The following is a 13,428-nucleotide window of genomic DNA, read 5'->3' on the forward strand; positions in this document are numbered from 1 at the left end:
CGCCGGGGCGGGGGCGACCGGCGCCGAGCCGGCGGCGGCCGGCGGCGGCTCGACGCCACCCAGGGTGAACCGGCGCTCCATCCGCTCCAGGCGCTGGAGCAGGCCGCCGGTGGAGTCGTCCGCGCCGGGCAGCAACATGCGGGCGCAGATCAGCTCCAGCAGCAGCCGGGGCGCGGTGGTGCCGCGCATGTCCACCAGGCCGTCGTGCACGATGTCGGCACACCGGGACAGGGTCGCCGGGCCGAGCCGCTGGGCCTGGGCGGTCATCCGCTCGATCTGGTCGGCCGGACCGTCGATCAGGCCCTTCGCGGCGGCGTCGGGCACCTGCTGGAGGACGATCAGGTCGCGCAGCCGCTCCAGCAGGTCGGAGGCGAAACGGCGCGCGTCGTGCCCGGCCTCGGCCACCCGGTCCACGGTCGCGTACGCCGCCGCGCCGTCCCCGGCCGCGACGGCGTCGCACATCTCGTCGATCAGCGCCGAGTCGGTGACGCCGAGCAGCGCGGCGGCCCGGGGATAGCTGACCCCCTCCGGGCCGGCACCCGCGATGAGCTGGTCGAGCACGGAGAGGCTGTCCCGGGCGCTGCCGCCGCCCGCGCGCACCACAAGGGGGAACACCGCCGGGTCGACGGTGACCCCCTCGGCCTCGCAGAGCTGCTCAAGGTAGGGGCGGAGCGTCTTCGGCGGGATCAGCCGGAAGGGGTAGTGGTGGGTCCGCGACTTGATCGTGCCGAGGACCTTCTCCGGCTCCGTCGTGGCGAAGATGAACTTGACGTACTCCGGGGGCTCCTCGACCAGCTTGAGCAGGGCGTTGAAGCCGGCCGACGAGACCATGTGCGCCTCGTCGATGACGTAGATCTTGAACCGGCTGCGGGCCGGCGCGAAGAACGCCTTCTCGCGCAGTTCCCGGGCGTCGTCGACGCCACCGTGGCTGGCCGCGTCGATCTCGATGACGTCGATCGAGCCGGACCCGTCGATGGCCAGCGAGCGGCAGGAGTCACACTGGCCGCACGGCTCCGGCGTAGGGCCCTGCTCGCAGTTGAGCGAGCGGGCCAGGATGCGGGCACTGGAGGTCTTGCCGCAGCCGCGCGGCCCGGAGAAGAGGTACGCGTGGTTGAGCCGCCCGCTGCGCAGCGCCTGCGACAGCGGCTCGGTGACGTGCTCCTGGCCGATGATCTCGGCGAAGGTGCGCGGCCGGTACTTGCGGTAGAGCGCCAGTGTCACCCGTCCCGCCTCCTCTCGACCGAGCCATTCTGCGCCGGTCGGGCACGGGTGACCACCCACCACCCCGTGACCTGACCCGCAGGCACGGTGACCCGACCCGCAGGTACGCTACCGGCGCCCGGAGACAAAAAGGCCTCCCGTGCACCCGGCAGAGCTCGCTTATCCTTGCTGCCTTCCGGCCCTGGGGAGGTTCACGAGATACCGCCGCACGGGAGGTGCCCCCAACCCTACCCGACGCCCGGTCGATCTTCAGGGGGTGGTGGGGTGGCCGGCACCCGGCGGACCTGTATCCTGTCCCACGGAGGATTCGCCTAGAGGCCTAGGGCGCACGCTTGGAAAGCGTGTTGGGTTAACACCCTCACGAGTTCGAATCTCGTATCCTCCGCCAGCGTCACCAGGCACGACAGCAGGGCCGGCCCCACCGGGGACCGGCCCTGAGTCGCCTCTGGTCTCAGTTGGCCGACTCAGACGCCACCGCTGTCGGTGAGGGTGGCCTACCGCAGCCCGCCCGGAGCAGTCGCTCCAGAGCAGCCCGACCAGCCGGCGACGCACCGGTCAGACAGACATATGAGGCGTCTGGCCGAGATCTTGCGGCGTAGTGGCACGACGGAGGGAACCGCCGAGGCTGCGCTCGGCCTTCTCCACAAGTTCTTTGAACCCTTCTCATCGTGGCCTGGTCCGCGGATGGCCTGGTGAAGGGCGGCGTGTCGGTGCTCCAGATAGGACGAGGCTCCCGGTAGGACAGCAGTCGACCAAGAACGACAGCCCTGTCCGGGAGCCTCGTTGCTTACGAAGCAAGGTCTTCCCCGGCGACCTCGCGGAGTGACTGGCCAGCGCCCTGCCGAATGCCGAAGCCCTGCGCTTCGACAATAGCGGGACACGCGCCGTCCGCCGAGGAGCCGGACCGGTTCAACACGGTCCTGGCCGAATTCCTCGAGAAGTAGCGGACATTTGTGCGGTTCATGTCGCACATCATGATCTTGAACGCTGCACCCCGCGCTGTCCGAAGCGCGACTGGAGGTATTTCCGCACACCTTGTGGCCCTCATGCTGGTGGGCCTGTCGGACCGCGCGAGAGAGTGGGCAGCCCATGCAACCATTTGATCCTTCCGCCTTCGGATTCGAGCAAAAGTTGGACAAGCCGGGCAGGCCGGTCGAGGTGGTGCGCAAAGGGCTCGACCTCCTGGCGACCGATCTCATGGAACTGGAGGAAAAGCTGCGCTCCAACGACCCGGAGATCGACAAGTATCTCGCAAAGACGAAGACGGCCCTGCTTGACGTCGTCTATTTTCCGCAGCTCGCCGCCGCCCAACTGATCCCACCGGTACTGACCCATGTCAAAACCGTCGCCGACGCGGCGCCGGCCAAACACCAGGCACAGATGATGGTGATGGCGAGCATCGCCGACGACGCCGTAATGTGCTACGCCAAGATAGCGACCCTTCCCGAGCCTGTGCGGGCACACGTGGCGGGATGGTTCGACACCCATCTACCCGGCACCACCGGGCTCGAATGGATCATGTTGATCAAAGCATTCGGTGACCAGCTCGCAACGACCATCGAACGCTACGCGAAACGGGCAACAGAGGGCGTCCCGACGGGTGCCCCTGACGCCATCCTGACGAAGGCGATCACCGCTATCGGCACGACACCGCTACACAAGCCGCGGTTCACGAAGGAGGGCATCACCAAGGTCCTGCATGACCGGCTCAGCGTCCTCAACGAGCGCGACTTCAACCGGCAATACATCGCCTACATTCTCCGGATCACCCGCGCGAACCGCGGTGAAAGTGAGGCAAATCTGAACGATCAGGCGTACTGCATTGCTGCCGAGGTCGACACCAAACTGGGCTTTTGCGACGGCGAGCGCATGTATCTCCGCGATCGCAACACCGGCGTATCGTCCTGCATCCACGAGGCGATGCACATGCTGTCGTCACCGGCGTGGAAGGAGGCACTGGGAGACTGCCTCAACGAAGGCGCCACCGAGCATTTCAGCCGGGTCGTGTGCAAGCAGCACAACATTCCGTACGACCGAAGCATCTACATGTGGAACGTTGAGGTATTCACCACGATCATGAAAGTCGCCGAACTCGATCAGAGCGCTTTGGAAGAGGCTTATTTCGCAGGCAACGTCGAGAAAGTCCGGAAGGCAATCGTAGACATATCGGGCGAGGAGGGCATGCGAATCCTTTTGGAGAATTATCCAACCGACGAGCAGACCGCCAGGAAATGGCTCGAGCACTGCAAAGTATACCAGCGCACGTGCGTCGTCCAATGAACCTTTTCCGACGTGGCGGAGGCGTGCGGGCGCCGGCGGTGGTCGGCGACGGCCGGAACCACTACTTGACGTCGTTCGGCCCGGTCACCGTCGAACTGGTTCGGATCACGGCGGCGATCGAACTCGGCAGAGGTGCTGACTCGGTCGAGCATCAGCGACTCGTCGACCACGCCGCCTTCCGGGGACTGCCGCCGGAACGCCGGGCGGACTACATGGTCGAGGTCGCGCACGGGTACCTGCGGTCGGGTGACCTGGCCAACGCGGGCAAGGCACTGGTGAGTGCGGGGCGCGTCGCGCCGGCGGAGGTCCGGAACCGGCCACGGTGCCACGAGCTGCTGGCGGCTCTCCTGCGCCGTTCGCCGGCGGCGAGCCTCGACGTCCTGTGCCTGGCCGACGAGCTGGGAGTGCGTCTGACGACGCGCCGTCCTTGACGGGTCGCTCTGAACTGACAGGTCGGGTCGGCCGTTCGGTCGGGTGGGCTGCCCGGTCGTCGGCTGGCCTGCCCGTTCACCTGGTTATGGGCGTTGGTCTATCCCCCTAGCGTGTCGGGGCGTCCGACAACGAGCGGGGGGTCCTGTTGCGCCGGAGAACAGCAAGCGTGTCGGTCCTGGCCGTGGTGGCCGGGCTGGCGGTCGGTACGCCCGCGCGGGCGGCCGACGAGTTCGGCACCATCACCCGGGAGGGCATCGTCCTCCAGTACCAGCGGGTGGCGAAGGCGGTGACCCCGGTGAAGGGGACCGGCCCCACCCGGTCCGACTTCGACGGCGACGGCGTCGACGACCTCGCGGCCTCGGGCGACCCCTTCGAGCCCGATCTGCCCCATTACCCGACCGGGGTGGTTGTCGTGCGCTACTCGTCCGCGCCGCAGGTCGACTACTTCATGGGCGTCCTGTCGACCGACGGCGGCTGCGGGTGCTTCGGCACGGCACTGGTGGCGGGGGACTTCAACGGCGACGGCTACGACGACCTGGCGATCGGCGACTCGGACGAGGTGGACCCGCGCAACAAGGCCCACGCCGGCGGGGTCTGGGTCATCCCGGGCAGCGCCACGGGCCTGGTGGTCGGCGCGGCGAGCCACTTCAACCAGAGTTCGCCGAACGTGCAGGGCGAGCCGGAGAGCTACGACTGGTTCGGGGCGGCGCTCGCGACCGGCGACGTCAACGGGGACGGCCGCGACGACCTGGCAATCGGCGCGTACGGGGAGGCGATCGGGAGCATCGACCAGGCCGGCTCGGTCACCGTCCTGTTCGGCGGGTCGGGTGGGCTCACCGCCACCGGCTCCCAGTTCTTCCAGCAGGACCAGTCGGCTGTCCCCGGCGCGGCCGAGCGCAACGACCACTTCGGTTTCACGCTCGCGATCGGCAAGGTCGACAACAACCGGTACGCGGACCTGGTCATCGGCGCGCCGCACGAGAACGACGGCACGTCCTGGAACGGCAGCGGCATGGTCACCCTGATGTGGGGCTCGGCGAGCGGCGTGTCGACCACGGGCGCGACGTCGGTCACCGGTGGGGCGGTGTACCCGGCGACGGGCAACCCCGACGTCGTCGCCTGGTACCTGGGCGAGACCCTCGCGATCGGCGACGTGAACGGCGACGGGCTGGGCGAGGTGATCGCCGGTGCGCCCAGCGCGCAGACCCCGCACATCACGGGCGGGCTCATCGCGGCCTTCACGGGCCGTTCCGGTGGCCTGTCGAGCAGCGCCGTACGCATCATCACGCAGAGCACGACGGGCGTGCCGGGTGATCCGGAGGGCGAGGACCGCTTCGGTGGCTCGCTCGCGGTCGGCGACGTGACCGGCGACGGCAAGGCGGACGTGCTGGTCGGCGTGCCCGGCGAGGACATCGGCTCGACGGACAGCGCCGGTATGATCACCCTGCTGAAGGGCTCTTCCTCGGGCCTGACCGGCAGCGGCGCGCAGGGCTTCGATCAGAACCACTCGGTGGTGCCGGGCTCGGCCGAGCGCGGCGACCTGTTTGGCGCCTCCGTCGCGCTGCTGAACCTCGACGGCACCGGCGGGCTGGACGCCGTCGTGGCGTCGACCGGGGAGGAGGTGGCGGGCGACACCCCCGGATACGCCTCGGGCTCCATCGCCGCGTTCCACGGCTCCTCCGGTGGGCTCGTGCCGCAGGCCAACTCGTGGAGCGGCGCGTCCCTGCGCACCGACCGCGTCTGGCCCGAGCGGTACGGCATGCGCATCGCCGGGCAACAGAGCGGCGGCTCGCTCTACTGATCGGTATAGCCGAAGGGCCGGCCCCAGGGCGGGGCCGGCCCTTCGACACGTCCGTCCCGGCTCGGCGACGGCCGGGTGCGCACCCGGTACGGTCCGGGGCAGCGCCGGTGCCACATCCCCGGTCGTACACATGTTCTATCCACAGGCTGTGGATGCCCGAAGGGATCCAATGAGTTACCAGCTCAGCGCCGTGGTGGCCGACGTCGAGCTGCTTCGCGAGCGGACCGCCGACCTGGATCACGCCGTGCTCGCCGCGCTGCGGCAGGACTTCGCGCTGTTGCCGGTCACGCCGCAGCTCGTGCAGGAGCTGACCGGGTCGCTGCCGGACTACGCGGTCGGGCAACCCGGCCCGGAGCAGCCGTTCGAGCTGGTGCTGTCGCCGGCCCTGACCGGGCTGTTCGCGGGGTGGTCCCACCTCGGGCCGGTGGCGTACCTGGAGGCGGAGTTCGCCGGGGGTCTCGGGTGGCAGGCGTCGGTGGTCTGGCTCGCCGGGGCGGTGAGCTGGGGGCCGCACTTCGACGACGTGTTGGACGCCCCGCGCGGGCAGTGGCCGCTGAACGCGGCGTTGACCCGCATCGGCGCGGAACCGGGCCGGTGGATCGACCCGTTCGCCGAGCTGGGCCTCCACCTGGAGCGGAACACCGCCGGCTGGCTGGCGCACGGGCGGCGCGGGCTGACCGCCGACTACTGGGACGAGCTGGCCGAGGAATGGGAATTCGGGGAATCCGGCGATCAGCAGCAACCTGAACGCCCCCGTCCCGTTGGGGACTGGGGGATTCCATGAAATTGCGACAATTCGTTTTCATTGCGACACTGCTCGCGGCTGCCTCGATCGCGGGCAGCGGCGTACGTCCACAGGGGCCGGTCGACGCCGGGGGCGACGCGCGCCCGCCCGGGCCACCGCCCGACGCCGGCCAGTCGGCCGACGAGGTCGTCGACCTCAACGGCCTGCGCAACGTCGAGTTCGGCGACACCGAGGAGGACCTGACGCGGCGCGGGATGCTGACGTCCGACGTCGACGCCTGCGGGCCCACACTCGCCGGGCACGGCGCCGTCAGCCCGATCTTCGTCGACAACCGGCTGGTGCTGCTCTGGCTCGACGACCCGGTTCGCACGCCGCAGGGCATCAGCGTCGGCACACCGATCGACGAGGTCCGGGCCCGCTACCGGTCGGTCAGTCCGCTCGACGCTCCCCAACGGACGTACCGCTTCGACGGGCTGCTGGCCCGCAGCGGCGACCGCGGGTACCTCTTCCTGCACGACGGGCACACGGTCCGGAAGATCATCGCCGGGTACGCCGACTGGGCCCGCCGCCTCTTCGACGAGGGCTACGGCCCCTGCTGAGACGAGGGCGGCGTCCCCTGTTGACAGGCACGACCGGCGCGTACCCGATCATGGGTTGTGCGCACGCGGACCGGACGGTAGAGACGACGCATGCGTCGGGTAGCCACGGTCGTCCTCTCGGTGGTCTGCGTGACCCTGCTGGGCGTCGCCACCAACGTCGCCACGGGGGCGTTGCCGGCCCGGTGGACGCCGCACCTGTGGCTCGCCTGGCCGGCGCTCGTCGTCGTGGTCGCGGCGCTGACGGTGGTCGAGGTCCGGCGGGCCCGCGAGTCCGCGCCGGTCACCGGCGTGACCGCGACGCACGCCCGCCGGGTCCTGCTCGACCGGGTACGCCGGTACTGGATCACCAGCGTGCTGGAGCGTTCCCTGCACCGGGAGGCGCGGATCCAGCTCGGCATCACCGCGTCGGCCGACGACCGCCGGTACCCGTGGACGCTGCGGGCCACCCACCGCGGCGGCTTCACCGGCGTCCTCGACGGGGGCGCGTCCGTGGCCGGCCTCTTCGAGCGGCTCGACCGGGCCGTGGTGATCCTCGGGGCGCCCGGCTCCGGCAAGACGACCACCCTGCTCGAACTCGCCCGGGAGCTGATCGACGCGGCTGAGCGGGACCCGGACGCCCCGATCCCGGTGGTGCTGAACCTCTCGTCGTGGGCCACCCGACGCCCGCCGCTGGAGCAGTGGCTCGCCGCCGAACTCACCGAGCGGTACGGCATCCCGTCCCGGCAGGCGAGCGCGTGGATCGAGTCCGGCGCGATCCTGCCCCTGCTCGACGGCCTCGACGAGGTCGTCGCGACCCGCCGCGACGAGTGCGCGGCGGCGATCGCCGCGTTCCACGCCCGGCAGCCGCTCACCCCGATCGCGGTCTGCTGCCGCGAGTGGGAGTACCGGCAACTCCGCGCCGGCCTGCCCGTCTACGGCACGGTGACGATCCAGCCGCTGACCCGGCCGCAGATCGAGCGGTACCTGGACCGGTCCGGGCCCGCCCTCGCCGGCCTCCGGGCCGCCCTCACCGCCGACGAGGGCCTGTGGGAGTTCACCGGGTCGCCCCTGCTGCTCACCATCATGGGGCTGGCCTACGCCGACGGTCCCGGCCCGACCGCCGGCCCCGGCGGTCGCCGCACCCGCCTCTTCACCCGGTACGTCGAGACCATGCTGCGACACCGTCCGCACCCGACGTACCGGCCGGAGCAGGCCATCCAGTACCTCTCGGTGCTCGGCCACGAGTTGCGCAGGCGGCAGCAGACCATCTTCGTCCTCGACCTGGTCGCTTCGGACTGGTCGCCGCGCTGGGTCACCCCGAGCGCCGACCTGCTCAGCCGGGCGCTGGCCAGCGTCGCCGTGGGCGGGCTGGTCGCCCTGCTCGGGGCCGGTCTGCTCGGCTGGCCCGGCCTCGCGGTCGGCGCGACCGCGGGGGCGCTGACCGCGCTCGGCCTGGCCCTCGCAGAGTACGAGAACCTCGTCCTGATCGCCTCCCGGGAACGGCGGCCGGAGGACCGGCGACCCCTCCGGGTCGACTGGGTGACCGACACCGCGAGGGAACTACGCGCCGTGGCCGGCAACACCGGCATCACGTGGGCGACCGTGGCCGCGGCCCTCGTGGTCGGGCTGGCCTTCGGCCTCACCGACGAGCTGCCCGGCTGGCCCGGCATGCTCGCCGAGCTCGCGTACTGGCTCGGTTTCCTGCTGGCCACCCTGCTCGCCCTGGCCGTCACCGGTGCCACGCTGTTCGACCTCTACCTGGTCGGCCCGCCCGGCGGCGCGCCGCGCCGGGAGATCCCGAGCCCCGCCCTGCGGCAGCGGCTCCGTTCGGCCGCGATGGGTGCGCCGCCGCTGGGCCTGGTCACCGGTGCCCTCGCCGCTCTACTCGTCGGCTCGGCCCGCACCGGCGCCGACGGCCTCCGGTACGGGGCGGTGGTCGGGGCGTTCGCCGCGTCGTACCTGCTGGTGGCCGTCGCGCTCGGGCCGGTCACCGAGCAGTGGCTGGTCCGCCGACGGCTCGCCCGCGACGGCGTCCTGCCCCGACCGCTGCGGCCGTTCCTCGACTACGCCGTGCAGTGCCTGTTCCTGCGGGACGTCGGCGACGGGTACATCTTCGTCCACCGGGAACTGCTGGAGTTCTTCGCCGACCGGCTGACCCGACCTTCCACCCAGGTTGTCCCACGCCCCTGACGCCGGGCCGAAGAACCGCAGGCATTAAACCCGTACGCCGCGCAGATGCGGAATGTCGACGAAGATTCCGTCGGGTGCGGGGGAACACCGGGAAGGACGAGAACGGGCTACTCGTCCGCGAGGGGCAGGAAGCGAAGGTCAGCGACGAGGACCGCGGCAGGCTGCGCCGGATGCGTGACGACTGGGGTCTCGGCCACCCCGTCGCCCCCGACCGGTACGAGGGCATGGCCGGCCTGCTGGCGAAGGCGTTCGACGCGGCGGCCCAGCCGGACATCGGCGAGGGCGAGTACGACGGCATCGAGGTCGAGAAGCCGCGGCGGCAGGAGACCGCCGCCTGGTGCCGGACGTCACCGAGGGCGCGGACACCTCCGTGACGGTTCCGGTGGTGCCCAACTCGATCAAGGGCTGATCCGGTGAAACATCGGACTGGCTTCCTGGCATAAGGAGGTGGAAGCACTACCACCTGGAGGTCAACGTGCCAATGAACGAACGCATCGCTCCGCGGGCCAGCGTGGTCGGCAAGAGCCGGCGTCGGCTCTCGCGTGCCGGGTTGATCGCGGCGATCACCGCCGCAGTGGTAGCGGCCGGCGCTGGCACGGCCGCCGCCGTCGCATACCTCACCGAGGAAACCGTGGCCAAGGGCATGCCCGGCGCCGCCGTGATCTTCGAAGACACCGACCCCTCGTGCACCACGACCGACCACGTCGTTTTCGACTGCACCCTCAGCCGCGCCCCCAAGTCCGACGTACTGCCCAACCCGGCCAAGCAGAAGAAGGCAAAGCCCGCACCCCAGCCCACGGCAACCGACTTCACCAACGTGAAGCAGATGTTCGTCGACGGCCAGGGCAACATCGCCGGCGGCTGCAACGGCGAGGACGCCGCCGGGCTGCACTGGATCTGCTACGCCGGCCAACGAGCGGTAACCGAGGGCATCATCGCCCAGGACCTACTCGGCCAGCACCTGGAAGCGCCGACCCGCGGCTGACGCCCCATCCCCGCCAATCATGGCGGTGGAAGGCCCTTTCAAGAAGACGGCCAGGGCTAGTAAGAGGGCGCGACCACAGCGACAGCGGAAGGCCGGTCCCTGACGGGGCCGGCCTTCCGCTCGCCGATGCTGCGCGCCAGCGATGGTCGCGAGGTGAAACATCTGACCCGGTTCCTGGCATAGGAAGGTGTAAGCACACTACCTGGAGGTCAACGTGCCAATGGGCGAACATGGATCGGAGTTCGGGTGAGGTCTGATGCCGAACTGCTCGCGGCCTCAGGGCACGACGCACGAGCCTTCCGCGAGTTGTACGAGCGGTACGCGCAGGCAATCCACGGGTTCTTTCATCGACGCACCGGTGACCACGAGGCGGCGCTTGATCTGACGGCGGAGACGTTCGCCCAAGCGTGGGAGTCGCGAGGCCGGTTTGCCGACCAGCACGAGGGATCGGTAGGCCCGTGGTTGTTCGGCATCGCCCGCAATCTGCTCCTGAAGGCAATCCGCGACCGGCGGATGGCCGTCGAGGCCAGCACCCGGCTGCAGGTCAGGGCGGACCGCAGCGCCGTTGAGCCGGAACAGAGTTGGCTCGACGGAATGGACGCGGACCTGGAGGTCGCGCTCACCGCGCTGCCGGCGACGCAGCGCGCCGCCGTCAAACTGCGCGTTCTTCAGGACCAGACATATGAGCGCATCGGCGCAATGCTCGACTGCTCCCCTCGGGCGGCCCGCATCCGGGTGTCACGCGGCCTGGCCTCGCTGCGCACCCTCCTCCGACCGACCAGATCGCATTGACCAACCAGCTTTCCGGAGGCTCGCCATGACCAGTCAATTGCCCCCAGATCTGATCCGGCTCGGCGACGAACTCGAGCGCGCCGTCACCCGGCAGATCGCCGTGGTCGGCAAGAGCCGGCGTCGGCTCTCGCGTGCCGGGTTGATCGCGGCGATCACCGCCGCAGTGGTAGCGGCCGGCGCTGGCACGGCCGCCGCCGTCGCATACCTCACCGAGGAAACCGTGGCCAAGGGCATGCCCGGCGCCGCCGTGATCTTCGAAGACACCGACCCCTCGTGCACCACGACCGACCACGTCGTTTTCGACTGCACCCTCAGCCGCGCCCCCAAGTCCGACGTACTGCCCAACCCGGCCAAGCAGAAGAAGGCAAAGCCCGCACCCCAGCCCACGGCAACCGACTTCACCAACGTGAAGCAGATGTTCGTCGACGGCCAGGGCAACATCGCCGGCGGCTGCAACGGCGAGGACGCCGCCGGGCTGCACTGGATCTGCTACGCCGGCCAACGAGCGGTAACCGAGGGCATCATCGCCCAGGACCTACTCGGCCAGCACCTGGAAGCGCCGACCCGCGGCTGACCAGAACTGAGACCAGAAGCGAAACGCCCGGTGCGATCCTCGCGGATCGACCGGGCGTTCTCGCTGTTCACGAGCGGTGGCGGCGGGATTTGAACCCGCGGAGGGCGTAAACCCTCACACGCTTTCGAGGCGTGCTCCTTAGGCCACTCGGACACGCCACCGCCGACGAGGGTACAGGACCCCGGGCCCGCATGCCGAACCGGTATCCCCCGGGCCGGCCTGGCAGGATCTTTGCCATGAGTACGCACATCGGCGCGAAGCCGGGAGAGATCGCCGAGCGGGTCCTGATGCCAGGCGACCCGCTGCGGGCCAAGTGGATCGCGGAGACCTACCTCGAGGACGTCAAGTGCTACTCGACGGTCCGGGGCATGCTGGGCTTCACCGGCCGCTGGAACGGGGTGGAGGTTTCCGTCCAGGGTTCCGGCATGGGCATGCCGTCCGCCTCCATCTACGCCCACGAGCTGATCAACGAGTACGGCGTGAAGACCCTGATCCGGGTCGGCTCCTGCGGGGCGCTGACCGAGGAACTGCAACTGCGGGACGTGGTGGCCGCGATCGGTTCGTCCACCGACTCGAACATGAACCGGATGCGTTTCGCCGGGCTGATCGACTACGCCCCGGTCGCGGACTTCGGCCTGCTGCGTACGTCGGTCGAGGTGGCCGAGCGGCGCGGCATCACCATGCGGGTGGGCCCGATCCTGGCGGCGGACGCCTTCTACACCGACCGGCCAGACCTCTACGACAGCCTCGCCGACTACGGCGTCCTGGCGGTGGAGATGGAGTCGGCGGCGCTCTACACCATCGCCGCCCGGTTCCGCGCCCGCGCGCTGACCATCCTCACGGTCAGCGACCACATCAAGACCGGCGAGAAGACCACCTCGGAGGAGCGCGAGCAGACCTTCTCCCAGATGGTCGAGATCGGCCTGGACACGGCCATCGCCTGACGGCCGGGGCCGGCGGCCCGCCGGAACGGGACTCCTGATAGATCAACTCGCGTCGAAGCAAGACGATCATCGGGAGTCCCGTCGTGGAGATCGGCACGCAACGTTGACATCCCGGATCGAGCGCGATCCTGCCCCAGTCAGCGGAAGAAGGCGCGCAGGACGGCGGAGTTCTCCGCCTCCAGCAACCCGCCGTAGACCTCGGGGCGGTGGTTGAGCCGCCGGTCGCGCAGGACGTCCCAGAGCGAGCCGGCCGCCCCGGTCTTGGGCTCCCAGGCTCCGAAGACGACCGTCGCGATCCGGGCCAGCACGATGGCCCCGGCACACATCGTGCAGGGTTCCAGCGTCACCACGAGGGTGCAGTCGTCCAGCCGCCACCGGCCCAGGCGTTCGGCGGCCCGGCGCAGCGCCAGCACCTCCGCGTGCGCGGTCGGGTCCCCGGTCAGCTCCCGCTCGTTACGCCCCGAGGCCAGCTCGGTGCCGTCCGGGCCGTAGATCACCGCACCGACCGGCACGTCGTCGGCCATCGGTGCGCCGCCCGCCGGTCCCGGCCCGGCGGAGGACGATCCCGCGTCGCCGAGGGGCGGTTGCGCGCGAGGGGAACCAGGAAGGGAACTCGGCTCGGGGCCGGTGACTGCGATCTGGAGCGCGCGCCGCATCCACAGCTCGTGCCGCTGCCGGCGACCCGCGCCGCCCGGGTCCGCGAGGCCCTCGTCGGCACCCGGCCCGACCCGCTGCGACGATCCCGGGGTCGGCTGCCCCGGCCGCACGCGGCCCAGCGCCGGGTCGGTGGCGTCCGCCGGCTCGGCGGCCCCCGCCAGCGGCGACCCGCCGCCCGACAGCTCGACCTCACCGGGCGAAGGCTCACCGGACGAAGGCCCACCGGTGG

Annotated in this window: 13 protein-coding genes, 2 tRNA genes and 1 other RNA gene; 12 read left to right on the forward strand and 4 right to left on the reverse strand. The window is 70.4% G+C overall.

Annotation, left to right across the window (positions count from 1 at the left end; genetic code table 11):
- Both MCAG_RS13040 and ffs read right to left on the reverse strand, forming a co-directional pair.
- On the reverse strand, positions 1–1,221 hold a 1,221-nt coding region (locus MCAG_RS13040; RefSeq protein WP_157548486.1), incomplete at its 3' end, for a DNA polymerase III subunit gamma and tau.
- Between the two features lie 128 nt (positions 1,222–1,349).
- An RNA gene (gene ffs / locus MCAG_RS30665) (signal recognition particle sRNA small type) lies at positions 1,350–1,439 on the reverse strand.
- An 82-nt stretch (positions 1,440–1,521) separates the two neighbouring features.
- Between ffs and MCAG_RS13045 the strand changes: the two genes are divergently transcribed.
- The 11 genes from MCAG_RS13045 (at position 1,522) to MCAG_RS13095 (ending at position 11,598) form a co-directional block, all read left to right on the forward strand.
- Positions 1,522–1,609: transfer RNA gene (locus MCAG_RS13045), tRNA-Ser, on the forward strand.
- A 743-nt stretch (positions 1,610–2,352) separates the two neighbouring features.
- Positions 2,353–3,501: a hypothetical protein gene (locus MCAG_RS13050; protein ID WP_157548022.1), complete on the forward strand. Its 1,149-nt coding sequence runs from the start codon at positions 2,353–2,355 to the stop codon at positions 3,499–3,501.
- 23 nt (positions 3,502–3,524) lie between these two features.
- On the forward strand, positions 3,525–3,932 hold the full coding sequence (locus MCAG_RS13055) for a hypothetical protein (RefSeq protein WP_036373308.1): 408 nt from the start codon (positions 3,525–3,527) through the stop codon (positions 3,930–3,932).
- 167 nt (positions 3,933–4,099) lie between these two features.
- Positions 4,100–5,734 (forward strand): FG-GAP-like repeat-containing protein, encoded by a 1,635-nt coding sequence (locus MCAG_RS13060; RefSeq protein WP_036373310.1) that lies wholly within the window; start codon positions 4,100–4,102, stop codon positions 5,732–5,734.
- A gap of 169 nt (positions 5,735–5,903) precedes the next feature.
- Positions 5,904–6,518, forward strand: a complete 615-nt coding sequence (locus tag MCAG_RS13065) for a hypothetical protein (protein ID WP_036373311.1) — start codon at positions 5,904–5,906, stop codon at positions 6,516–6,518.
- Complete coding sequence (locus tag MCAG_RS13070) at positions 6,515–7,078, forward strand: hypothetical protein (RefSeq protein ID WP_007073448.1); 564 nt, start codon at positions 6,515–6,517, stop codon at positions 7,076–7,078. The genes MCAG_RS13065 and MCAG_RS13070 overlap by 4 nt, the downstream gene beginning before the upstream one ends.
- Before the next feature lie 90 nt (positions 7,079–7,168).
- Positions 7,169–9,247 carry an NACHT domain-containing NTPase gene (locus tag MCAG_RS13075; RefSeq protein WP_007073449.1) on the forward strand — a complete coding sequence of 693 codons (2,079 nt, stop codon included), beginning with the start codon at positions 7,169–7,171 and terminating at the stop codon, positions 9,245–9,247.
- Between the two features lie 74 nt (positions 9,248–9,321).
- Positions 9,322–9,621 carry a hypothetical protein gene (locus MCAG_RS13080; protein ID WP_007073450.1) on the forward strand — a complete coding sequence of 100 codons (300 nt, stop codon included), beginning with the start codon at positions 9,322–9,324 and terminating at the stop codon, positions 9,619–9,621.
- Positions 9,622–9,728: 107 nt separating this feature from the next.
- The gene (locus MCAG_RS13085; protein ID WP_036373313.1) at positions 9,729–10,232 is read left to right on the forward strand and encodes a hypothetical protein; all 504 of its coding nucleotides are present in this window, start codon (positions 9,729–9,731) and stop codon (positions 10,230–10,232) included.
- A 246-nt stretch (positions 10,233–10,478) separates the two neighbouring features.
- The gene (locus MCAG_RS13090) at positions 10,479–11,024 is read left to right on the forward strand and encodes an RNA polymerase sigma factor (protein ID WP_007073452.1); all 546 of its coding nucleotides are present in this window, start codon (positions 10,479–10,481) and stop codon (positions 11,022–11,024) included.
- A 25-nt stretch (positions 11,025–11,049) separates the two neighbouring features.
- Positions 11,050–11,598, forward strand: a complete 549-nt coding sequence (locus MCAG_RS13095; RefSeq protein WP_232290147.1) for a hypothetical protein — start codon at positions 11,050–11,052, stop codon at positions 11,596–11,598.
- A gap of 74 nt (positions 11,599–11,672) precedes the next feature.
- Here MCAG_RS13095 and MCAG_RS13100 read toward each other — a convergent pair.
- Positions 11,673–11,759 (reverse strand) — tRNA-Ser (locus MCAG_RS13100).
- A 75-nt stretch (positions 11,760–11,834) separates the two neighbouring features.
- Between MCAG_RS13100 and deoD the strand changes: the two genes are divergently transcribed.
- Entirely contained in the window at positions 11,835–12,542 is a 708-nt protein-coding gene (deoD, locus tag MCAG_RS13105) for a purine-nucleoside phosphorylase (RefSeq protein ID WP_007073454.1), read from the forward strand.
- A gap of 137 nt (positions 12,543–12,679) precedes the next feature.
- On the opposite strand, the gene MCAG_RS13110 is transcribed toward deoD, so the two are convergent.
- Positions 12,680–13,198 (reverse strand): nucleoside deaminase, encoded by a 519-nt coding sequence (locus MCAG_RS13110; RefSeq protein WP_007073455.1) that lies wholly within the window; start codon positions 13,196–13,198, stop codon positions 12,680–12,682.
- Between the last annotated feature and the right edge of the window lie 230 nt (positions 13,199–13,428).

This window comes from Micromonospora sp. ATCC 39149 (assembly GCF_000158815.1).
GTDB lineage: Bacteria > Actinomycetota > Actinomycetes > Mycobacteriales > Micromonosporaceae > Micromonospora.